This is a genomic window from Streptomyces sp. Pv4-95, assembly GCF_045782725.1.
Taxonomy (GTDB): Bacteria; Actinomycetota; Actinomycetes; order Streptomycetales; family Streptomycetaceae; genus Streptomyces.
Genome location: NZ_CP127172.1, coordinates 8,036,232 through 8,057,608, shown reverse-complemented (window position 1 = coordinate 8,057,608; position 21,377 = coordinate 8,036,232). Strand labels below are relative to the sequence as shown.

General features: G+C 72.0%; 18 protein-coding genes and 1 pseudogene. 12 read left to right on the top strand and 7 right to left on the bottom strand.

Features of this window, described 5'->3' with window-relative positions:
• The 7 genes from QOM21_RS35400 to sbnA are packed head-to-tail and all read left to right on the top strand — an operon-like array spanning position 1 to position 9,159.
• Positions 1-2,451, top strand: a complete 2,451-nt coding sequence (locus QOM21_RS35400; protein WP_407555185.1) for a beta-ketoacyl synthase N-terminal-like domain-containing protein — start codon at positions 1-3, stop codon at positions 2,449-2,451.
• Positions 2,448-3,446: an ABC transporter ATP-binding protein gene (locus tag QOM21_RS35395; RefSeq protein WP_407555184.1), complete on the top strand. Its 999-nt coding sequence runs from the start codon at positions 2,448-2,450 to the stop codon at positions 3,444-3,446. The genes QOM21_RS35400 and QOM21_RS35395 overlap by 4 nt, the downstream gene beginning before the upstream one ends.
• Complete coding sequence (locus tag QOM21_RS35390; protein WP_407555183.1) at positions 3,446-4,657, top strand: ABC transporter permease; 1,212 nt, start codon at positions 3,446-3,448, stop codon at positions 4,655-4,657. The genes QOM21_RS35395 and QOM21_RS35390 overlap by 1 nt, the downstream gene beginning before the upstream one ends.
• A complete protein-coding gene (locus QOM21_RS35385) occupies positions 4,654-5,388 on the top strand; it encodes a hypothetical protein (protein ID WP_407555182.1) in 735 nt (244 codons plus the stop codon). The genes QOM21_RS35390 and QOM21_RS35385 overlap by 4 nt, the downstream gene beginning before the upstream one ends.
• The gene (locus QOM21_RS35380) at positions 5,385-7,121 is read left to right on the top strand and encodes a phytoene desaturase family protein (protein ID WP_407555181.1); all 1,737 of its coding nucleotides are present in this window, start codon (positions 5,385-5,387) and stop codon (positions 7,119-7,121) included. Before QOM21_RS35385 ends, QOM21_RS35380 begins: the two co-directional genes overlap by 4 nt.
• Complete coding sequence (gene sbnB, locus QOM21_RS35375) at positions 7,103-8,140, top strand: 2,3-diaminopropionate biosynthesis protein SbnB (RefSeq protein ID WP_407555180.1); 1,038 nt, start codon at positions 7,103-7,105, stop codon at positions 8,138-8,140. Before QOM21_RS35380 ends, sbnB begins: the two co-directional genes overlap by 19 nt.
• 59 nt (positions 8,141-8,199) lie before the next feature.
• Entirely contained in the window at positions 8,200-9,159 is a 960-nt protein-coding gene (sbnA, locus tag QOM21_RS35370) for a 2,3-diaminopropionate biosynthesis protein SbnA (RefSeq protein WP_407555179.1), read from the top strand.
• A 28-nt stretch (positions 9,160-9,187) separates the two neighbouring features.
• Here sbnA and QOM21_RS35365 read toward each other — a convergent pair whose 3' ends face one another.
• A complete protein-coding gene (locus tag QOM21_RS35365; RefSeq protein WP_407555178.1) occupies positions 9,188-10,000 on the bottom strand; it encodes a DsbA family protein in 813 nt (270 codons plus the stop codon).
• Positions 10,001-10,364: 364 nt separating this feature from the next.
• On the opposite strand from QOM21_RS35365, the gene QOM21_RS35360 reads away from it, so the two are divergent.
• Positions 10,365-11,357: an ABC transporter ATP-binding protein gene (locus QOM21_RS35360; protein ID WP_407555177.1), complete on the top strand. Its 993-nt coding sequence runs from the start codon at positions 10,365-10,367 to the stop codon at positions 11,355-11,357.
• 612 nt (positions 11,358-11,969) lie between these two features.
• On the opposite strand, the gene QOM21_RS35355 is transcribed toward QOM21_RS35360, so the two are convergent.
• Positions 11,970-12,491: a hypothetical protein gene (locus tag QOM21_RS35355; protein ID WP_407555176.1), complete on the bottom strand. Its 522-nt coding sequence runs from the start codon at positions 12,489-12,491 to the stop codon at positions 11,970-11,972.
• Positions 12,492-13,103: 612 nt separating this feature from the next.
• Here QOM21_RS35355 and QOM21_RS35350 point away from each other — a divergent pair.
• A pseudogene (locus QOM21_RS35350) lies at positions 13,104-13,406 on the top strand (type 1 glutamine amidotransferase); the annotation flags it as partial.
• 265 nt (positions 13,407-13,671) lie between these two features.
• Here QOM21_RS35350 and QOM21_RS35345 read toward each other — a convergent pair.
• Both QOM21_RS35345 and QOM21_RS35340 read right to left on the bottom strand, forming a co-directional pair.
• Positions 13,672-13,926, bottom strand: coding sequence for a helix-turn-helix domain-containing protein (locus QOM21_RS35345; protein WP_407555175.1), 255 nt, complete (start codon positions 13,924-13,926; stop codon positions 13,672-13,674).
• Complete coding sequence (locus QOM21_RS35340) at positions 13,923-14,351, bottom strand: response regulator transcription factor (protein WP_407555174.1); 429 nt, start codon at positions 14,349-14,351, stop codon at positions 13,923-13,925. The genes QOM21_RS35345 and QOM21_RS35340 overlap by 4 nt, the downstream gene beginning before the upstream one ends.
• A 482-nt stretch (positions 14,352-14,833) precedes the next feature.
• On the opposite strand from QOM21_RS35340, the gene QOM21_RS35335 reads away from it, so the two are divergent.
• Positions 14,834-15,493 carry a response regulator transcription factor gene (locus QOM21_RS35335; RefSeq protein WP_407555173.1) on the top strand — a complete coding sequence of 220 codons (660 nt, stop codon included), beginning with the start codon at positions 14,834-14,836 and terminating at the stop codon, positions 15,491-15,493.
• Positions 15,494-15,588: 95 nt separating this feature from the next.
• Here the strand turns inward: QOM21_RS35335 and QOM21_RS35330 are convergent, their stop codons facing one another.
• Complete coding sequence (locus tag QOM21_RS35330) at positions 15,589-16,233, bottom strand: response regulator (protein ID WP_407555172.1); 645 nt, start codon at positions 16,231-16,233, stop codon at positions 15,589-15,591.
• A 337-nt stretch (positions 16,234-16,570) separates the two neighbouring features.
• On the opposite strand from QOM21_RS35330, the gene QOM21_RS35325 reads away from it, so the two are divergent.
• Together QOM21_RS35325 and QOM21_RS35320 are read left to right on the top strand one after the other, a co-directional pair.
• Positions 16,571-17,251: a response regulator transcription factor gene (locus QOM21_RS35325; protein WP_393891025.1), complete on the top strand. Its 681-nt coding sequence runs from the start codon at positions 16,571-16,573 to the stop codon at positions 17,249-17,251.
• Complete coding sequence (locus tag QOM21_RS35320; protein WP_407555171.1) at positions 17,248-18,705, top strand: sensor histidine kinase; 1,458 nt, start codon at positions 17,248-17,250, stop codon at positions 18,703-18,705. Before QOM21_RS35325 ends, QOM21_RS35320 begins: the two co-directional genes overlap by 4 nt.
• Here QOM21_RS35320 and QOM21_RS35315 read toward each other — a convergent pair.
• Both QOM21_RS35315 and QOM21_RS35310 read right to left on the bottom strand, forming a co-directional pair.
• On the bottom strand, positions 18,677-19,960 hold the full coding sequence (locus tag QOM21_RS35315; RefSeq protein ID WP_407555170.1) for a sensor histidine kinase: 1,284 nt from the start codon (positions 19,958-19,960) through the stop codon (positions 18,677-18,679). The genes QOM21_RS35320 and QOM21_RS35315 overlap by 29 nt on opposite strands.
• A 235-nt stretch (positions 19,961-20,195) precedes the next feature.
• Positions 20,196-21,371, bottom strand: a complete 1,176-nt coding sequence (locus tag QOM21_RS35310; protein WP_407555997.1) for a benzoate/H(+) symporter BenE family transporter — start codon at positions 21,369-21,371, stop codon at positions 20,196-20,198.
• Positions 21,372-21,377: the final 6 nt, after the last annotated feature.

Genomic DNA, 21,377 nt, shown 5'->3' with positions numbered 1-21,377 from the left:
ATGGCAGACGGACAGCAGGAGCTTCCCGGAAGAGAGCCGCAGCCGGTCGTCGTGACCGGGCTCGGCATGGTCTCGGCCCTGGGCCGCGACACCGACGAGTGCTGGCGCGCGGTGCGACGCGGCGCGGCCGGCATCAAGCCGGTCGATGTGGTCGACACCGACGGACTGGTCACCCGTCTCGGCGGACAGGCGCCGCTTGCGGACGAGCCGGGCACGGACCGGTGTTTCACCCTGGCGCGGGCGGCAGCGCTCGAAGCGGCCGGCCACAGTGGTCTGCCCTGCTCCGAGTACGCCCCGGAACGCGTCGGTGTGGTCGTCGGCAGCAGCCTCGGCAGCACACGCAGCATCGAGAGGTTTCACGCGCAGTGGCGCGGCCGGGGGCTCCGCCACGCCGACGTACGGCTGTTGAAGGGGTACGGCCTGCACAGCGTCGCCGACCTGCTGGCCGCGCGGCTCGGCTTCACCGGGCCCCGTGCACTGATGTCCAACGCCTGCGCGGCCGGCGCCGTGGCCATCGGCTACGCCCTGGAGCTGCTGTGGAGCGACGAGGCCGACGCGGTGCTGGTCGGCGGGGTCGATCCGCTGACCGGCCTGTCGTTCCACGGGTTCAACAGTCTGGGGGCACTGGACCCGGCGCCCTGCGCCCCGTACACCCGCTCGGCCGGTCTGAGTCTCGGTGAGGGCGCCGGTTTCCTCGTGCTCGAACGGCGGGACACGGCTCTCGCCAGGGGTGCGCGGGTCGTGTGCGAAATCGCCGGGTACGGGCTGTCGGCGGACGCGCACCACCAGACCGCACCCGATCCCGGCGGCAACGGCGCCTCACGCGCGATCGCCGCGGCGGTCGCCTCGGCCGGGCACGAGCTGGCCGATGTCGATTACATCAACGGGCACGGCACCGGAACCCCCACCAACGACTGCGTCGAACCGAAGGCGATCCGGCTGCTGTTCGATCCACCACCACCGGTGAGCTCCACCAAGTCGATGATCGGCCACACCCTGGGCGCCGCGGGCGCGATCGAGGCCGTGGTCTGCGCGCTCGCCGTCCGCGAGGGCGTCCAGCCGCCGACGGCCAATACGGCGGGGGTGACGCGTTCCCCCAGTGGGCTGGACATCATTCCGGAGGTCGCCGCGCTGCGTCCCACCGGTGTGGTGGTGTCGAACTCCTTCGCGTTCGGCGGCAACAACGCCGCGGTGGTGCTGCGCGATCCGGATCGCGGTGGCGGGCCGCCGCCCGCCGCGGTGGCGGCCGCCGCCCCCCGCCGGGTGTGCATCACCGGCATCGCGGGGCTGGCCGGTTCCGCCGCCGGCCACGACGCGCTGCTGGCGGCGCTGCACGACGGAGTGTCCGTGTACGGGGAACGGGTCGAGGTGCCCGGCTACGGATCGCGCCCGGCCGGGGTCGTGGACCTCACGTCCGCCACCGCGGGCGTCAACCCGTCGGTCCTGCGCCGCATGGACCCCACCAGCCGGCTGGCGGCCGCCGTGGTGGCGGAGCTGCACCGGCGGCACGGCCGCCCGGACCGTGCCCGCGCGGACACCACGGGCCTCATCTTCGGCACCGGCCTCGCGCCGATCACTCCGGTCGAGCAGTTCCACCGCGGGGTGCTCGACGACGGGGTGGCCGGGGCCAATCCGCGGTACTTCCCCAACACGGTGGTGAATGCCGCGGCCGGGCATCTGGCGATTCTGCACCGCTTCCGCGGCCCTACGGCCACCGTGTCGACCGGCGGCACCAGCGCGCTCACCGCCCTGCACTACGGCACCCGTCTGATCGCCCGCGGGGCGGCCGACCGGGTCGTGGTCGTGGTGGCCGACGAGTGCCCGGCGGCGCTCCTGGCCGGCCATGTCAAGATCCCCGGCTTCCTCAGCGACACCGAGGTCCGGCCCTTCGGCGGTGACGGCACGGTGCTCGGCGCGGGCGCAGTGGCGGTCACCCTGGAGTCCTACGCCTCGGCGCAGGAAGCCGGAGCCGAGCCCCTGGCCACCGTCGCCGCCTTCGGCCTCGCCTCGGACGACAGCGGAATCGCCGGGCTGCGGCCCGACGGCGAGGCGTGGTCCCGCTCGCTGCGCGGAGCGGTGGACGGTGCGGGGATCTCGGCGGACGACGTCGGCATGGTGGCGTGCGCCGCCATGGGCCGTCCGTCCGTGGACGACACGGAAGCCATCGCGCTGCACGCGGCGGGCCTGGCCTCCCGCCCTCTCGTCGCGCCCAAAGCGGTGCTCGGCGAGACCTCGGGCTCCGCTCCGGGACTGGGGCTGCTGGCCGCGGTGGCGGCACTCGGCGACGGCCGGATTCCCGGCACGCGCGGCGTCGACGCGGCACCCGTCGGGCTTCCGGGTCTTGTTCCGCAGGGCGGGTTGCGCTCGGACGTGGGCCACGCCCTGGTCTCCGGCTTCGCCTACGGCGGGAGCTATGTCTCGCTCGTCGTATCGAAGGAGGCAGTCCGATGACCGACACTCCCGAACGGCCCACGCCGTACGCCCTGCAAGCGGAGGACATCGGCAAACGGTTCGGTGACCGGCAGGCCGTCGCGTCCCTCTGCCTGTCCGTGCGGGAGGGGGAGATCGTCGGCTTCCTCGGCCCGAACGGAGCCGGCAAGTCCACCGCCATCGCCATGCTGTCGGGCGCGCTGCCCCCGGACAGCGGCACCGTCACGGTGTGCGGGCACGACCTGTGGGCGGCTCCGGCACGCGCCAAACCCCTCATCGGCGTGGTCCCGCAGGAGATCGCGCTGTACCCGTCGCTGAGCGCCCGGCAGAACCTGGAGTTCTTCTCGGAGGTGTACCGGGTGCCGCGCCACGAACGGGCGTCGCGGATCGCCTGGGCGCTGGAGGTGGTGGCGCTGGCCGACCGTGCCGCCGACCGGGTCACCGGCTTCTCCGGTGGCATGCAGCGCCGGGTGAACATCGCCGCGGCGCTGCTGCACCGGCCGCGATTGCTCTTCCTGGACGAACCGACGGTGGGGGTGGACGCGCAGAGCCGTCGCCAGATCTTCGAAACCGTACGGGCCCTGCGGACCGAGCTCGGGATGTCGGTCGTCTACACCAGCCACTACATGCCCGAGGTCGAGGAGTTGTGCGACCGCGTCGTCATCGTCGACCAGGGACGCGTACTGGCCGAGGGCAGCCAGGAGGAGTTGCTCGCGCCGCTGGGCGGGAGCGTCCTGTACTGGAGCCCGTCGGGGTCCGAACTCGCCGCCCTGGCGGGCGGGATCGACACCCTTGCCGACGCGCTGCGCGGGGCCGGCGAGGTCTCGGTCACCACCGGCCCCGGCGGGACCCCGGTCCTGCGGGTCCGGGCCGGCGCCCCCGACCGGCTGTTGCGGGATCTGCCGCGTACGGCCGCCCGGCACGGTCTTTCCCTGGCCGGGGTGCGCCTGGAGCGGCCTGGGCTGGAGTCCCTCTTCCTCGACCTGACCGGCCGTGACATACGGGAGGAACACTGATGTTCGCGATGATCCGCAAGGAGCTCCGGGTTCTGCTGCGGGACAGAGCAGCGCTCGTCACACTCTTCCTGTCCCCCGTGCTGTTCATCACCGTCATGAGTCTCGCCCTGGGCGGCTCGTTCAGCGAACTCGGCTCCGACGCACCGAAGTTGCGGGTGGCGGTCGTCGACCAGGACGGCAGTGTCCCCGCACGGGCGGTGGCCCGGGCGCTGGGCGGCAGTGACGACCTGCGGGTGGTGACGGACGACGGAAGCGGCGGTGCCCTCACCCAGCAGCAGGCGTCCGCGCAGGTGCGCAAGGGTGACCAGTCGCTCGCCGTCGTCATCCCGGCCGGATTCGGGGACACCGTCGGGGACGGCGGCACGCCGAAAGTCTCCTTGATCGTCGACCCGAGCGCCGCGCGTCAGGCGGTGGACCCGCTCAAGTCCGCCGTGGACGGTGCGGTGCGCGGCGTCGCGGTGCACACACGGGCGGCGTCGGCCCTCACCCGGGAGATGCGCGCGAGCCCCGACCCGGCACGGCGTGCCGAGCTGCGCCGTCAGCTGTCCCGGCTGACGGTGCCCGACGTGCAGGCGAAGGTGTCGTACCCGGAGGGCATGACGCCGCCCCGGTATCCCACGGTGTATCAGCAGAACGTGCCCGCCTACACGGTGATGTACGTGTTCTTCATCGTCACCGTCATGGCCGGATCGCTGATGACGGAACGGCGCGAGGGAACCTTCCGCCGGCTGTTGTCCTCCCCCGTGCCTCGATGGCGGCTGCTGCTCGGCAAGATCACGCCCTACTTCCTCGTCGCGCTGGTGCAGGTCGCCACCCTCACCGCTTTCGGTCACTGGGTGTTCGGCATGGACCTGGGCGAGCATCCGGTGGCCCTGCTGCCGATCGCCGCCGCGACCGCGTGCTGCGCGGTCGCCATGGGGCTGCTGCTGGCGTCCTTCGCCCGCACCGAGACCCAGGTCAATTCGATCGGGACGATCGCCGTGCTGGTCCTGGCCGCCCTGGGCGGCTGCATGGTGCCGTCCGTGTTCATGCCCTCCTTCATGCAGGACATCACCATCTGGACACCGCAGGGCCGCGCGTTGCAGACCTTCCAGGATGTCCTGGTGCGGGGCGCCGATCTACCCGCTGTGCTGCTGACGTCTGGGCTGCTGGTGGGTCTCGCGGCCGTGCTGTTCGCCGTGGCCCTGCCGCGCTTCAGGTTCCTCCGGTGAGCCGGGCACCCGCGGTGGCGGAAGCCCCTGCGCCCGGTGGGCGGCAGGTGATCCATGTCGTGCTCAGCCGGACGGACGGGTTGCCGAGGGATCCGCTCGGGCGACACACCAGCCCGGGCGGATTGAGCCTGCTGCGCAGCGCCGTACAGCAGGTGCGCGACAGCGGAACGGAAACGACAGGGCACGGCAGGTTGCTCCCCGCGCCGCTGGGCGGTGCGCTGCCCGGGGACGTCCGGGAGGGCTGCCCGCCGCCGCTGCACTTCCCCGCCCGTTCACCCGACGGCCGGTGGCACTGGCCTGCCGCGGGCTGGTACGCGTCGGTGTCGCACTCCGGCGCGCGGGGCGCCGTGGCGCTGACCCGGGGCGGCTGGGTCGGCATCGACGTCCAGCACGAACTGCCCCGGAGGCACGCGCTGTCGCGGCTCGGCTCACTTCTGGGACACCCGGCCGGGAGACCCGCGTCGATACGCGAATGGGCGGAGGCCGAGGCACTGCTGAAGGCTCAGGGAAGGGCCGGCCGGCGACCGGAGCGCCTCGCCCCGCTGCCGTCCTGGCATCCGGGGTGGCGGCAGACCGTGGCCGGCTGGTGGATCTGCAGCGTCCCGCTGTCCCGTTCCGGCACCCAGCTCGCGCTCGCGGCGCGCCACCCGTATCCGGTCGCCGCCCAGCCGTTCCCCTCCGACGGCCCGCCCGGCACCGTGGCCCCCGGACAGCCGGAGGGTCCGGCATGAGCGGCGCAGCCCGGGCGGCGTACGACGCGATCATCGTCGGCAGCGGCATCGGTGGCCTGGTGTGCGCGGGGTACCTGGCCGCCTCGGGGCGGCGGGTGCTCGTGCTCGAACAGCACGATGTCGCCGGCGGCAACAGTCAGGTCTTCCGGCGCCGCGGCGCCTTCGAATTCGACGTCGGCGTGCACTATTTGGGCGACTGCGGTCCCGGCGGCATCCTCCCGGCGGTGCTGCACGGGCTGGGGCTGGCGGGCCGGGTGCGGTTCCGGGAGCTGGATCCCGACGGCTTCGACGTGCTGTCCTTCCCCGGCACGACGGTCCGGGTCCCGGCCGGCTGGCGGGCGTACACCGACCGGATGTGTGCAGCGTTCCCCGGCGACGCGGACGGCATCCGCACCTTCACCACCATCTGTGCGCGGCTCGGCGCTGTGCAGCGCGACTCGCTCCTCGACCCTTCCGGGCCGGGTGACGGGCAGGAGTCTCCGGCGGGCGCTCCGCCGCGAGTGCTGCGCTGGGCCCGCCGGCCGCTCGCCGCACTGTTCGCGCACTGCGCGCTGTCCCCGCGTGCCCGGACGGCGCTCGCCGCGCAGTCCGGCAACTACGGGGCTCCACCGTCCGGTGTGGATGTCGCCGGGCACGTCGCGGTCCTCGACCACTACCTGCGCGGTGCGAGCTACCCCGAGGGCGGCGGGCAGCGGTTGGCCGCGGCCCTCGTCGAGGCGCTGGAGGCAGCGGGAGGCGAACTGCGCACCCGTACAAGGGTGGAGGGCATCCTCGTCGAGGACGGCCGGGCCGCTGGGGTCCAGCTGGCCGACGGGAGCCGCATCCGGGCTCCCCTGGTGGTCTCCGGAGCCGACTACCTGCGGACGGTGCTCGACCTCACGGGGCCCCAGCACTTCCCCCCGCAGTACGTGCGACGGGCCCGTACGGCGCACATGCGCCACCCGGTGGCCGTCCTCTACGCCGCGCTTGCGCCGTCCTTTCCCCGCGCCTTGCCGGCGAACCTGTGGTGGCACCGCGGGTGGGACATCGACGCGGCCTACGAGGAGCTGGCGTCGGGGCACCCGCGCAGCCTCCCCTTCGTCTTCGTGTCCACCGCCTCCGCCAAGGATCCCGGCGCCCCACACACCGGCCCGCCCGGCTACCACAACCTACAGATCATGACCCCCTGCTCGCCCGGGTTCGCCCCCGGGGAGGGCGGCAACTACCGCCGGGATCCCGCGTATCGCGCCGAGAAGGCCCGGATGCGGGAGCTGCTGCTGGACGCGGCGGAGTCGGCGCTGGGGCCGGTACGCGCGCATCTGGTACACGCCGAGTACGCGGGCGCACTGACCCACCAGCGCTTCACCGGCTCCTCCGGCGGCACCCCGTACGGCCTGGCCAGGTGGGGACGACAGGGCGCACGCCCGGACCACCGCACGCCGGTGCCGGGGCTGTTCGTCGTCGGACAGAGCGGGCGGTACGGCAGCGGCATCACGGGCGTCGCGATCAGCGGCATCCAGTGCGCGTCCCATCTGTTGGGCCGGGCCCTGCTGCCCGAGGTCCACGCGGGCGAAGTGCTGCTGTCCCCCGACCTGTTGCCGGTCCGCGGTCCCGGCTGGGACGCGCTGCGGGTGTCACGGGGCGCCGCCCGGCGCGCGCTGCCCGGCATCGCGCCGATCGGCCGCCCGCTCCGGCACCGCACCGTCTCCCCAGGCCCCCGACCGCCGGCCGATGAATGGAAGGAAACCCCTTGAACACAAGCCACCCCCACCGCTTCAGCATCGTCACCGCCGCGCAGGTCGATGCGGTCCTGCGCGGCCGGGAGCAGGAGACCGGCCAGGTCATCGAGGAGGCGTACCGCCTGCACGGCGCGGGCGACACCGTGAACCCGCCATCGGCCTTCCTCCGCTTCGTGGACCGCCCCGACGCGCGCATCATCGCGCTCCCCGCGTCCCTCGGCGGCGCAGCAGGGGTCGACGGCATCAAATGGATCTCCAGCGTGCCCGCCAACCCGGCCGCCGGCCTGCCGCGCGCCTCCGCCGTCATCCTCCTCAACGACCAGGCGACCGGGCGTCCGGTGGCCTGTCTGGAGGGATCGCTCATCAGCGCGGCACGTACCGCGGCCTCGGCCGTCCTCGCCGCCGGCCGACTGTCGGCCCACCGTCCGCGGCCACGGCGACTCGGGGTGATCGGCGCCGGCCTGATCGCCCGGCAGGTCGTCCGGCATCTCACGGCGGACGGCTGGGACTTCGACGCCACGCGGGTGTACGACACTTCGGCGGAGCGGGCCGCGGACCTGGCGGCGGAACTGGCGGCGGTGCCGGCCATGGGCGTGGCCACGGCCGCGTCCGACGCCGCCGGCGTGCTGCGGGAGAGCGACCTGGTGCTGGTGGCCACCGTCGCCGGGGAACCGCATCTGACGGATCCGCGGGACCTCGCGCACGGTCCGCTGGTGCTTCATCTCTCCTTGCGCGATTTCGCTCCCGAGGTGCTGCGCGGGGCCGTGAACGTCGTGGACGACGTGGATCACGCGCTGCGCGAGGGTACGTCCCTCCAACTGGCCGCCCAGCGGTTCGGTACGAGCGGTCTGGTGGCCGGGACGCTCCACGACACGCTGACCGGCACGCTGCGGGTGCGCGATGCCGGGCCGGTGGTGTTCTCGCCCTTCGGGCTCGGCGTCCTGGATCTCGCGCTGGCGGCCCATGTGCTGGCCCGGGTACGGGCCGCGGGCGACGACACGGTCATCGAGGACTTCCTGCCCCACCGGCCCTGAGCGACCCGGCACAGCCGCCGGTCGCCCGCGCCCCCGCCCACCTCGCATCGGAGCCCACCGTGCCGATCATCTCGACTCCCCTGGACTACAACGAGGAACACCTCTACATCGATCTGCGACGGACGCTGGGGCTGGGCCTCCATCTGAAGTGCGAAGGCTTCAACTTCGCCGGTTCGGTGAAGCTCAAGGCGGCGACGGCGATGGTCCGCGCGGCGGAGCGGGAAGGCGTGATCGGTCCGGGCTCGGTGCTGGTGGAGTCCTCGTCGGGCAACCTCGGCATCGCGCTCGCCGTCATCGCGGCCAGCCGCGGATACCGCTTCGTGTGTGTCACCGACCGGAACTGCAACGAGACCGCGCGGCAGCTGATGGCCGCGTACGGCGCGACGGTGCACGTCGTCGACACGCCCGGCAGACACGGTGGCCTGCTCGGTGCCCGGTTGAGCGCGCTGCGTGAACTCCTCGCCGCGCACCCGGACTTCGTGTGGCTCAACCAGTACACCAGCCGGCAGAACTGGCGGGCCCACTACGAGACGACGGCACCGGCGCTGGCCGCGGAGTTCCCTCGGCTCGATGTGCTCTTCGTCGGCGCGGGCACCACCGGCACCCTGATGGGCTGCGCCCGCTGGTTCCGGCAGCACCGCCCCGGCGTGCGGATCGTCGCGGTGGACAGCGTCGGCTCGGTGTCGTTCGGCCGGCCGCCCGCGCCGCGCCGCATTCCCGGCCTGGGAGCCGGAGTACGGCCACCGCTGCTGGATCCCACGGTCGTCGACGAGGTGGTGCACGTACCGGAGGCCCGGACGGTGCGGATGTGCCGGCAGCTCGCGGCGAGGGGTTTTCTGCTCGGCGGCTCCTCGGGCACGGTGACCGCGGGCGCCGCCGAGTGGCTGGCCGCACGGCCGTCGCCCGGCCCGACGGCCGTGGCCATCGCCCCTGATCTGGGCGAGCGCTACCTCGACACGGTGTACCGCGACGACTGGGTCCGGGCCGTCTACGGAACGTCGGTGCCGGACGCCGGCTGAGCGGTGGGCCGGGCCCGGGGCGCGGGGGTCAGGCGCCTCGCTCCCGCACCAGCCGCGCCAGTTCGCTCGGGGTGAGGGGATCACCACGGTCGTTGAAGACGTCGAGCCGCTTTCCGTTGAGTTCCATCTGGGGTGTGCCGTCGGGACCCGATCGCTGGAATTCCTTGCCGACCGATTCCGCCCACGGCAGGTACCGGAGATCGCGGACGGCCGCGTCGAAGGAGGGGGAACGCAGTCCGTGGACCCGGGCGGCGAGGTCCAGGAGATGTCCGGCGTTCCCGAAGCCGTCGTCCGTCTCTTCGGGCTGGTGGGCGAAGAGCTCCTCGTGCAATCGCTGAAAGCACGTCATGTCCCGGTCGGCGGCGGCACCGAGGGCGTTGACGGCGAAACGGGATCCGGTTCCGCCGGCCGCCCGGTCGATGAACACCGCGAAGTGGTAGTCGACCTTGACGATGCCCTGGTCGGCGAGGCGCCGCGCCTCCTTGCCCACCGACCTTTCCAGGATTCCGCACATCGGGCACCGCGGGTCCTCGTACACGCCAAGGGTGTTCTTGGCGCGTGCCGAGCCGTAGGTGAGGGTGGTGGGGTCCTTCGGCGCCGCGCCGGCGGGGACCTTGACGGGACCGCTCGCTGCTCGCACGACGGAGGGGTCGTCGGCCGAGCGGTCGGCGAGCAGTTTGCCCAGGACGCCGATACCGGCCAGCGGCACGATGCAGCAGGCGACCGCGGCGGCGCGGCGCCGGAGCGTCCGCCGCTCCTTGGCGCGCAGGGCCTGCGCGCGGAGGGCGGCGCTCGCGGGGCGACGCGCGCCGGTGCGGACGGGCTTCTTCTGGTTGCTCATGCGTGACAGCGCTCTTCCTGGACGACGATGAACGGGGATCCGCGCCAGGGTGCCGGAGGAGTTTCAACGGAACGCTAAATCGGGGCCGGCGGAGCGCAGCACACGACTCAGCAGGCGCCGCCATGCGGCCGCGCCTCGCCTGCCGTGCCTTCGGCCACTCCGTGCCCCCGCCCAGAAAACATGGATCAATCGATACACAAGCACACCTTTCAGCCACGGATGACCTTCCTCCAGTACTCCTCTAATGCACGGATCCGACCATCGGCAGCAGGGGCCCGCGCGGCCCCACGGGACCCGCCGGTTCGACCAGGCGCAGCGGCGACCGGCATCCCGGCAGCGTCACCGACCATGCCTGGAGGACACCGTGACCCAAGCAGCAGCCGTCCCCGGCCCCACGGAAGCGTCCACGCGCACCACCGACGCCTCGGCCGCCCTCGTAGCCACGGGACTGGGCCGCCGATATCGCCGGGGCTGGGCACTTCGCGACTGTTCCTTCCAACTGCCCCGAGGGCGGATATGCGCTCTGGTCGGTCCGAACGGCGCCGGAAAGTCCACCCTGCTCTCGCTCGCCGCGGGCATGCTGGCCCCGAACGAGGGCACCGTCGCCGTGCTCGGCCACCCACCGAGTGGATGCGCCGCCCGTCGGCGGGTGGGGTACCTGGGGCAGGACAAGCCGCTCTACCGGCAGTTGACGGTGGAGGAGACGCTCCGCGTCGGACGGGGACTGAACGACACCTGGGACCAGGCCCTGGCCGAACGCCTCGTCGCGGAGGGCTCGGTGCCCCTGTCCGCCCGTATCGGTGCGCTCTCGGGCGGCCAGCGCACCCGGGTGGCGCTCGCCCTCGCGCTGGGCAGACGCCCCGAACTCCTCCTGCTGGACGAGCCGATGAGCGGCCTGGACCCCTGCGTGCGGCGAGACATGACCCGGACCCTGCGGCAGCAGGCGGCCGAGCACGGCATGACGGTCCTGATGTCGTCCCAGGTGATCGCGGAGCTGGAGGACACCTGCGACTACCTGGTGCTGATCAGCCACGGCAACCTCCGCCTGGCCGGGGAGACCGACCGGATCCTCAACGCGCACCACAGCCTCTTCGGCAACGCGTCGCAGGCTTCGCTGCTCTCCCACCCGTCGATCATCGCGTGCCGGGAGCACCTCGGCAGGCTCTCGGCGATCGTGCGGCCGGACGAGCCGGTGCCCGGCAGGTGGACGACCACCCGACCGGATCTGGCGAAACTGCTCCTCGCCTATCTGGGTGCCCCGGCCGCCCCACCCATGATCACCGAATCCACCCACGTCGAGTTGGACCACCCATGTCGGTTCGGGGGAAGCCCTCATGGCTGCCACGGCCCCCAGTGACATCTCCGGCCCTCACACCCGCGGTCTGCTCCGGCTGGCCTGGCGCCGGCAGCGCACCGCCTACCTGGTCTGCCTGGCGGCCGCCGTGGTGTTCGCCGTCTACGCAGCGGTCCAGCACCACGGCGCGGTCACCTACATCGCATCCCATCGCCTCGCCGATTGCACCGGTTCGCAGTCCCCACTGCCGGACCACTGCGCGCAGCTCGCCACACTCCGGCGGACCTACGCCTGGCCGCTGCGCGACGTGGGAATGGTGTTGCCGGCGCTGCCCGTGCTCTGCGGTGTCTTCCTCGGCGCTCCGCTGATCGGTCAGGAGTGGGGGAGCGGCACGTATCGCATGGTCTGGTCGCAGTCGGTCTCACGGGTCCGCTGGCTGGTGGTCAAACTCGCCCTGGCCGTTGCAGACCACTTCGGCGGTGCTGTGCCTGCTCGTCGCGGTGATCCCGGTCCTCCTGTGCATCCGGCGGATCCGCCGCGGCGAGGCGTGACCGCGGTCCGCCACGGTGGCCGGACACGGATGCCTTGGGGCCCTGAGAAACCCTGTGGGGCCGGCGTGCGCCGGCCCCACAGGGTTTCTCAGGGCCCCTCCTCCGAACCGCGGAACCCGGCCTGCTACCTCGTCAGCACCGCCGCCGGGCTCGTCTCCTGCTCACCGCGCGCGTCCCCGAGGGCCGACCGTTGCCCCGACGTACGCCACGGTGCGCCGCGCAGCGGGAAGGCGACGCACACCGACGCCACGATGAGTGCGTTCTTGATGATGTACTGCCCCTCCAAAGTGGCGACGCCGAACGAACGCCAGGTGACCTCCGGGAACAGCAGCAGCGGGGCGCAGGCCCCGGCCACATGCGCGAGCACGGCGTAGGGCACCAGGGCCGCTCTGGGTATGACGACGACCGCGACCGCGATACCCACTTCGGCCGCCGCGGTGAGGAGCCGGGCCGGTGACCCGTCGATCAGGCCGAGGCTCAGCTTCTCGACGGTGGCGACGGCGAGGTCTTCGGCGGGACTCGCGCCGGCGAAGAACTTCGGGAGGCCGAACCACAGGTACACCAGGGCGAGCGCGAAGCGCACCACCGTGACCGCCCATGGTTCGTCTGCGGGGCTCCCTAAGGGGCGCCGTGCATCCGGCTTCACGCTGCCTCTTTTCCGCGGGTCCACAACGGGCTCCGGTCAGCTGACGGTCGAGGTGAATTCCCCGCTGCCACCTGTTCGGCACCGGACCGCGGCATGCCGAGACCGGTCAACTCGTCCCGGATACCCAGGGCGTCAGGACGGAGACCCTGAACCTGTTCCTCCGATAACTCATCCGCCGGGCAAGAGGTGAGACCCGAACAGTCGACAAACATTCCTACCGTTCCACGCATGTTCCCTCCGAGCAGCGATTTCCGAGCCCTCTGGGCAGGTCACCCGCGCACAGGATGCGAGCCCCCGAGGGTTGACCACGCAAAGAAGATCACGCCCCACCTTCGACGGAGACCAACGAAGCATTAGGGAAAGGCAAACGCCGACACGGAAGTGAATCCGCACGCCTTCACCGCGAGTTGGCAGAACTCGAACGGACATGCTTGCATGAGGCGACCGCGCGCCGGGCGCACAATTCCGGTGCCCTGCACGGACTTTCCTCGCGCGAGGTTCCGCTCGAACCACACGACGCGATCGGCACCGCTCGAACGGTAAAGAGGAATCACCGGTGCAGTGCGTGCGGCGACTCCCGCTGATCCCTCTCCCGTTCAATGGAGTTGTCCTATGGCTGTAGCAGTGGTGCAACACGTGCCGTTCGAAGGGCCGGGGCTGATCCGCCAGGCACTTCTGCACCAGAACCTGACCGCCGCGGTGTTCCGTTCCTACGCGGGCGATGCCCTGCCGGAGGCGGACCAGATCGACGGACTGGTCGTCATGGGTGGCCCGATGAGGGTCACCGAGAGCGGACGCTTCCCCTTCCTGGAGGCGGAGCGTCAACTGATCCGTACGTGCGTCGCGCGGGGCATCCCGGTGCTCGGCGTCTGCCTGGGGGCACAGCTGCTCGCCTCCGCGCTCGGGGCGGACGTCCGAGCCGGCGGACTCACGGAGGTCGGGGTGGGCGAGGTGTTCCTGACGGATGCGGGGATGCGGGGCCCGCTCCTGGCACACCCCGACGGCCGGTTGCCCGTCTTCCAGCCGGGGTCAGCATCTTGCACGAGGACGGGGAGCGGATCGCGGAGACCGGGCTCACGGTCCTCCGGCGTTGGGCGGCCCAAATACCCGCCAACAGAGTGCCCCAGCAACCCCGTTGAGCCCGGCGGGGCCCCACGTGCCAGATGCGCCCAGCGACGCATCAGACCACTGGATCCACCAACTTCAGCCCTACTCCCCTCACGGTGTGCAGATACCGCGGGACCGCCGCCGACTCGCCCAGGTGGCGGCGCAACGAGGAGAGGTGGACGGCCAGCGTCTTGTCCCCGCCCAGGACATCGCTGCCCCACATCTCGGTACGGAGTTCGCGCCAGCCGACCACCCTGCCCGCATGAGTGACGAGATGGGCCAGCAGCTGGAACTCCTTGGGCCGCAGTTCCAGAGGCCGCCCGCTCAATGCGGCGGCCTGCCCCCGGAGTCCACCTCCAGCCGCCCCACCCGCATACGGTCGGACTCCTCCACCCCTCGCCGCCGGCGCACCACCGCGTTCAGCCGTGCGTTGAGTAAGGCGGCGGTGAAAGGCTTGACGACGTAGTCGTCGGCTCCTGCCTCCAGACCCCGGATGACCTGATTCTCCGACTCCCGGCCGGTTGCGGCGACGACGGGGACCGAGGTGACGGTGCGGAGCATCTTCAACACCGTCAGACCATCGAGGTCCGGCAGCCCGAGGTCGAGTACGACCAGGTCGGGGGCCCGGGTCAGGGCCAAACCCAGTCCGGTGGAGCCGCTCGCGGCCGTGAGGACCTCGTGGTGCAGCGACGTCAGGCCCTGCGCCAGCAGTTCCCGCACCGCCGTGTCGTCCTCGACGATCAATATCCGCACAGGCACTCCCCTTCGCACCGCCCTATGACCGCGGAAACGTCACCAAAGCGGCAACGGCCACGCAGACGCGGGCCCCGCTTCGCGCTCCGGACCTCATGCTCTCCTGCCAGGTTTCACGCAGGTCAAAATCTGTATGTGCGCAGGGTTGGTTCTGCGACCACCGACGGCGTGCGACGGCGCACCGCATGCGCCCGTCAGGCGGATCCGGTGCCGCCCGAGCGAGGTGCAGCCGTCCGGGGTCGTCTTCACGCCGATGATCGCCTGCTCGGCGACCGTCGGCGCGACCGCGAGCCCGCCGGACCGGGGCTGGGCCCCCGGCCGATCGGCCTCCCCCGATCGGCCGGGACAGATCGTCCTGTCGGCGTCCGATCGACGGATACCGGCCCGGCCGGACGGCGGCGAGGCTGGAGGTACCCGACATCCGGCAGGTGCCGTACGCCGACCCCGGCGCGGCAGCACGGAGAGCGAGGTGGATTCCTGCCGTGGCACGCCTCCTGATCATCGACGACAATTCCCTGCGCGGGCAGCAACTGCTGCATGTCCTGCAGCGGAGACGGCACACGGTCCATCTGACCCGGTGCTGCTCCGAGGCGCTCCGGCTCTCCGCACACCGCCGGCCGCACGCCGTCCTGCTCGACCTGGATCTCCCGCCGCGCCAAGGTTTCGCGCTGCGGGAATTCCTGCGGTGCTGCGCCCCGGCGCCCGTCGTGGTGCGTGGCGAGGAGCAGCAGATCATTTCTGCGCTGCACGCCGGGGCGGCGGGCTATATGCCCGCGTCGTGCTCGGCCGAACTGGCCGCCCTGCACCTGCACACCCTGTACCTCTGGGACGCCGACGAACCGGACGTCGAGGTGGGCGGGCTGCGGATCAGCGTGCGCTGCCACCGGGTCACGGTGGACGGGCGGGAAGTGGACCTGCGCCCCACGGAATTTCGGCTGCTGCTCCACCTCACCCGCAGCAACGGTCGTGTGGTGAGCCGTGCCGAACTGGCCGAACTCCTGTGGGACGACCGGCGGCTCCATGCCGAACGGACGGTCAATGTGCACCTCTCGGCGCTGCGTCGCAAGCTCGGCGAGAGCGCGGCCCGCCCGCGCTATGTGCACAGCGTGCACGGTGTCGGCGTCCGGCTGAGGGCACCGTGAGCACCATGCGTACAGAGGACGCCGTGCGTCGCGTGAGCACCCTGCGCAGGCCGTCGACGACCTGCGCGGTGGTGGCAGCGCCATCTCGCTCCGCTTCAGTCCAGGAGACCGCGCCGCATGGCGACGGCCACTGCTGCGGCCCGGTCGGAGACCTCCAGCTTCTCGTAGAGGCGCTGGACATGGCTCTTGACCGTGCTGGTGCTCAGATAGAGCTCCTCGGCGATCCGGGGAACGCTGCTGCCCCGGGCGAAAGCGACCAGCACCTGCTGTTCCCGCTCGCTCAGGACAGGGCGCTCATCGGCCGCCCGGGCCCTGATCTCACCGGCCAGATCACCCATCAGAGCCGGCGGCAGCACCGTCCCGCCGCCTGCCACTTCGAGCACCGCGGCCACGATCTCCGCCCGCTCGGCCTCCTTCGACAGGTATCCGGCGGCCCCTTCCTGAAGGGCGCGATAGACCACCGCGCTGTCCGTGATGGCCGACAGCAGCAGAACCCGGGTCGGACTCCCGTCCCGGGCGAGGGCCCGGACGACGGCGATGCCGTCGGCACCTGGGAGTCGGTAGTCGACGACCGCGACGTCGGGGGTGTGTGCGGCGACCGCGTCGATCGTCCCGGGACCGTCCTCGGTCTCGGCGAGTACCCGCAGCCGCTCACTCGCGCGCAGCGCGCGGGCGATGCCTTCCCGGTAGACCGGGTGGTCGTCGGCGACGACGACCGTCACACGGTCCGGCTCCTTCACACCCGCTCCTCACTTCTGCCCGGTGACGAGGGGCAGCGCTTTGCCCGCCTCTGGGGGAATTCTATCGTCGGGCATTCCTTGAGCCGTTGCTCCGAAGCCGACGGCAATTCCCGCCGCGGCGCCCGGCCGCCGTTACGGGGCCCGCCCGGCGATCCATGTACACCCGCCGGTGCGGGCACGAATCCGGTTTTACCTTCCTTTAATTGCCGCGTGTGAGCATGGCAGTCCGGCGGTGGTCCGCACCGCAGCAGGACGCCGTTGCCGGAACACCGGCGGTGTGCGTGCGGCCTGTGTGCCGCGACGTGCACAGACAATGTTCAGTGGAGTGATGGACCCGTTGCGGATCGTACTCATCGAGGACGACGAAGACATACGTGAATCGCTGGCCCACTGCCTGCGGGATCGCCGCCATGACGTCCTGACCGCGGACAGCGGATACCGCGGCATGAGCATGGCCGTCTCCGAGAATCCGGATTTCGTCATTCTCGACCTCGGACTTCCCGACCTGGACGGGCTCGATTTCCTGAAGATGGTCAGGTCCAGCACCCAGGTCCCCATTCTCGTGGCGTCCGGTCGGCACGCGGAGTCCCAGATCATCCGCGCGCTGGAGCTCGGTGCGGACGACTACGTCACCAAGCCCTACACGGCCAAACTCGTCGAGGCGCGGATGGCCGCGGTCCGCCGGCGCTACCGGCTGGCGGATGAGCAGGAGGACCTGCAGGTCGGCGAGCTGGCCGTCGACCTGCGCGGGCACACCGCCCACCTGGGGCGGCGCAGCCTGCCGCTGCGGCCCAAGGAGTTCCGCCTGCTGTCGTATCTGGCCATGAACGCGGGCCGGGTCGTGACCAAGGACGAGCTGCGCACGGAGATCTGGGACGGGGACTATCCCTGTACGGACAAGACCGTCGCCGTCCACCTCTCCTGGCTGCGCAGGCACCTGGGCGAGACGGCTGCCGCGCCACGTTTCCTGCACACGGTGCGCGGTGTCGGCATCAAGCTCGTGGAGCCACCGCCGTGAGGCGGCGGCTCGCTCTGCTGGCCGCATTCTGCGCCTTCGTGTGCCTGCTGTTGTTTGCGACGCCGTTCGTTCTCTACGTACGGCACAGCTACCTGACCGACGTGGACCACCTCGCGCAGGTGAACGCGCAGATCATGGCCAGTGCGGTGCACCACCACGAGGCCGGTGACGAGGCGCTGATCACCTCCGTCGCCAAGGAACAGGTGTCCGAGGCGCGCGTGGTCGTCTCGATGGGTCCCGGCCAGGTCTACGGCCAGAGCACACCGTGCGTGCTGCGGGCCGGGGCGAACGCGGGCCCGGAGACCCGGACGACGTGGTGCGGGTCGAGCCGGGTGGCCGTGGTGGCGACCCATTCGCGTCACGACCGGCCCGCGTGGGTCGCCGTGGCGGTCGAGACCTCGGGTCAGTGGCACTCGCTGCTCGTCGTCGGTGGGGCCGTCATCGCGGGGCTCGTCGTGCTGCCCCTGGCCGCGGTGTTCCTCGCCGAGCGGCTGGGGCGGTCCATCGTGCAGCCGGTGGACCGGCTCGTCGCGGCCGCCGCCCGCTTGAGTACCGGTGACCTGTCGGCACGCGTACGCCCGGAAGGACCGTCCGAACTCCGCGTGATGGGCGAGACCTTCAACCATCTTGCGGGCCGCGTCGCGCATCTGATGGCGCGCGAGCGGGAGGCGTCCGCGGACCTCTCGCACCGGCTGCGCACTCCGGTCACCGCCCTCATGCTGCAGGCCGAGGCACTGTCCGATCCCGCCGAGTCGCGGCGGATGCTGGAGGCGGTGACACGGCTCCAAGGGCAGCTCAGCGCCGTCATCAAGGAGGCTCGCGGGGAGCTCTGCGAGGCATCGGCCGCCACCACGGACCTCAACCGTGTCGTCGTCGAGCGGGTCGACTTCTGGCTGCCGCTGGCCCAGGAACAGGGCCGCACATGGCAGGTGCGGACGGCACCGGAGGCGCCCCGGGTGGCGATCCCGGAGACGGACCTGGCCGCGGTGATCGACGTGCTGGTCGAGAACGTCCTGACGCACACTCCCGACCACACCCCGATGACCGCGAGCACGGTCATCCCAAAGCCGTCGCAGGTGACCCTGATCGTCGAGGACGGCGGCCCCGGCATCTGTGACGGGCGGGCCGCCGAGCGGGGCCACAGCGGCGGGGGTTCCAGCGGCCTGGGCCTGGACATCGCCCGCCGGACGGCGGAGTCGGCGGGCGGACGGCTACGGATCGGGCCGGGCAGCCGCGGCGGTGCGCGGGTCGAGGTCGTGCTGCCCGCCGTCGGCCCAGCCATGCGCCCGGGGCCCGCGATGGAGCAGTTGGCACGCGCGGACCGGGCAGGCGGACGTACGCGGGCGGAGCGGGCGGACGCGCGTGGCCCGGCGATGTATGTGGTGCGGTGCGCGATCCGCAGGATTCGCGTCGGCGCCGGACGGATCAGCCGGGCGTGGCGCCGTCCGGGGTAGCGCCCTCCTCAGGAGCGCCGTTGTCGTCGCCCGGGGTGAACGGGAGCCTGACCCGCGCCACGGTGCCACCGTCAGGGCCGGGCACCACGTCCAAGGTGCCGCCCCCGTCCTCCAGACGCGCGCGGTGTCCGGCCAGCCCCACATGCCCCTCGGCCGGACTCCGTCGGGCCGCCGCGAGATCGATTCCCACGCCGTCGTCGGCGACGGTGAGCAGCACGGCGTCGGACGCGGTCTCCAGCCGGATGTCCACGGTCGCCGCCCGCGCATGCCGCACGACGTTCGTCAGCAGCTCGTTGGCCACCGAGTACAGCAGTTCCTCGCCCGGCACATGCCCGGACACTCGCAGGTCGTAGTGCACGGTGAGGCTTCCGCGGTGTGCCGCCCGCTCCCCCGCCGCGCGCAGCGCGGGCCCCAGTCCTGCCGCGGAAAGCACCTGCGGGTGCAGCGCGAAGACGGCTTCGCGCAGTTCGCGGACGGTGCGATGGACGGATTCGTCCGCACGGCGGACGGACGGGGCCGCTTGGCCGGCGCCGGTGGCTTCCGCGAGGTCCTGCCCGGCCGCCAGGAGCGTCTGCAGGGGGCCGTCGTGCAGCGCGTCGGCGAGTACGGCTCGCTCCCGTGCCTCTGCCGCGATCGCGTCCCGCAACAGCGCCCGGCGTGCGGCCAGCAGCGCGCTGACCTGCCGCTCGCGGAGCGCCAGGATCGCGGCGATCAGCACGCACACCAGCGCCGTCCACAGCAGGAGCGAGGCCTCGGCCGCGGCGTCGCCCTCGGTGGCCCTGGTGCCCCCGAAACCGTAGGCGGCGAGCATCGTGACGTAGGCGGCGAGACACCCCGCTCCGACCGCGCCCGTCGCCTTGGGCAGCCGCCACAACACCGTGGCCACCGGCCAGACGAAGAAGGCGAAGCGCACCGGGGAGTCCGGTCCCCCGGAGGCCAGGGTCAGTCCGACGAGCAGCCCCAGATCGGCGACGACCGCCACCGCCGTCTGCCCACGGGCCGCGATGCCTGCCCCGACCGGTCGTCCCCGGAGCCATACGGCCCGCAGCACGCTCCATACCGCGTACACGAGGAGCAGCACGACGAATGTGACGGGATCCGGGAGCGAGCCGGCGGCGAGCGTGATGACGAGCGGGATCAGCAGCGACAGCCGGGCCACCGCGGTGTACCAGGACGGAAGGGTCCACGACGGAACCTGCTCCGGCCGGCCCGCCGGGGCAGCCTTCACCGGGTCCCTGCCGCGCCCATCGCTCACCGTTTCACCGCCTCGGTCCCAGATTCCCCCGGCCACGCGGCCCGTCCACCACAGACTCGCCGGATGGCTGTGCCCATCAGCCGGAAGGGCGGACAAGCACGGGAGCGGGCGGCGCGCCCTGACCGCGACCCGGGGTGCTTCGACGGCGCACCGGAACCGCGGCGCGAGCCGGCCGCCGAGGACGAAAACGGCCGCCCCGGCATGATGCCGGGGCGGCCGCTTGTCCGATGCGAGGTCAGCCGGTGGCCGAGCGCCCTCGCCAGCGGGTCAGCACGAGATGTGCCACGACACCGAAGACCAGGCCCCAGAAGGCCGATCCGATGCCGAAGAGGGTCATCCCGGACGCGGTGGCCAGGAACGTGATCAGGGCGGCTTCCCGGTCCTTCTCCTCCGTGACCGCTCCGGTCAGACCGCCGGCCAGCGCGCCGAAGAGGGCGACACCGGCGATGGCCGCGACCAACTCCTTCGGCAGACCGGCGAAGAAGACCACAAGGGTCGTGCCGAACGCACCGATCAGGAGGTAGAACGCACCGCACGCGACCCCGGCGACGTACCGCCGCTCGGGGTCGCGGTGCGATTCGGGACCGGTGCAGATCGCCGCGGTGATCGCCGCGAGGTTGATGGCGTGCGATCCGAAGGGCGCGAGTGCGGTGGACACCAGGCCCGTCGAGCCGATCAGCAGCCGGTCCTGGGGCCGGTAGCCGGAAGCGGTGAGGACGGCCATCCCGGGGGCGTTCTGCGATGCCAGCGTGGCCAGAATCATCGGGACCGCGATGCCGATGAGCGAGGCAAGGCTGAACTGAGGTGTGGTCAGCACGGGGCGGGCCAGCTCGATGTGGTCCAGCTGGATGTTCAGCCGCGAGGTCGCCGCGCTGAACACCACCCCCACGGCGAGGGCGATCAGCACGGCGTACCGGGGCAGCCACCGCTTGCCGATCAGATAGGCGACCAGGACGGCCCCGGCGATCCACGGTGCCGTCTTCAGCGAGGTGAACACGCCGGTGCCGAAGGAGAACAGGATGCCCGCGAGCATGGCCGAGACCACGGCCGTGGGGATCTGCCGCATCAGCCACCCGAACACCCCGGTCAGCCCGACCAGGGTGATCACGACGCCGGTGACGAGGAACGCCCCGATTGCCTCCGCGTAGGAGTACGCCCCCAGGCTGGTGACCAGCAGGGCCGCGCCCGGTGTCGACCAGGCGGTGATAATCGGCATCTTGGTCCGCAGACTGAGCCCGATGCAGGTCAGACCACTGCCGATGGAGATGGCCCACACCCATGACCCGGTCTGCGCCCGGTCCAGATGTCCCGCCGAGGCCGCGGCGAGGACGATGACCAGCGGCCCGGAATACGAAACCACGACGGCCACGAACCCGGCGAGGACCGCGGACAGCGACATGTCGCGCAGCAGTCCGCG

What these genes read in the sequence shown, in the direction of transcription:
- QOM21_RS35400 (WP_407555185.1), top strand. Translation starts at nt 1, where the DNA reads ATGGCAGACGGACAGCAGGAGCTTCCCGGAAGAGAGCCGCAGCCGGTC.
- QOM21_RS35395 (WP_407555184.1), top strand. Translation starts at nt 2,448, where the DNA reads ATGACCGACACTCCCGAACGGCCCACGCCGTACGCCCTGCAAGCGGAG.
- QOM21_RS35390 (WP_407555183.1), top strand. Translation starts at nt 3,446, where the DNA reads ATGTTCGCGATGATCCGCAAGGAGCTCCGGGTTCTGCTGCGGGACAGA.
- QOM21_RS35380 (WP_407555181.1), top strand. Translation starts at nt 5,385, where the DNA reads ATGAGCGGCGCAGCCCGGGCGGCGTACGACGCGATCATCGTCGGCAGC.
- sbnB (WP_407555180.1), top strand. Translation starts at nt 7,103, where the DNA reads ATGGAAGGAAACCCCTTGAACACAAGCCACCCCCACCGCTTCAGCATC.
- QOM21_RS35365 (WP_407555178.1), bottom strand. Translation starts at nt 10,000, where the DNA reads ATGAGCAACCAGAAGAAGCCCGTCCGCACCGGCGCGCGTCGCCCCGCG.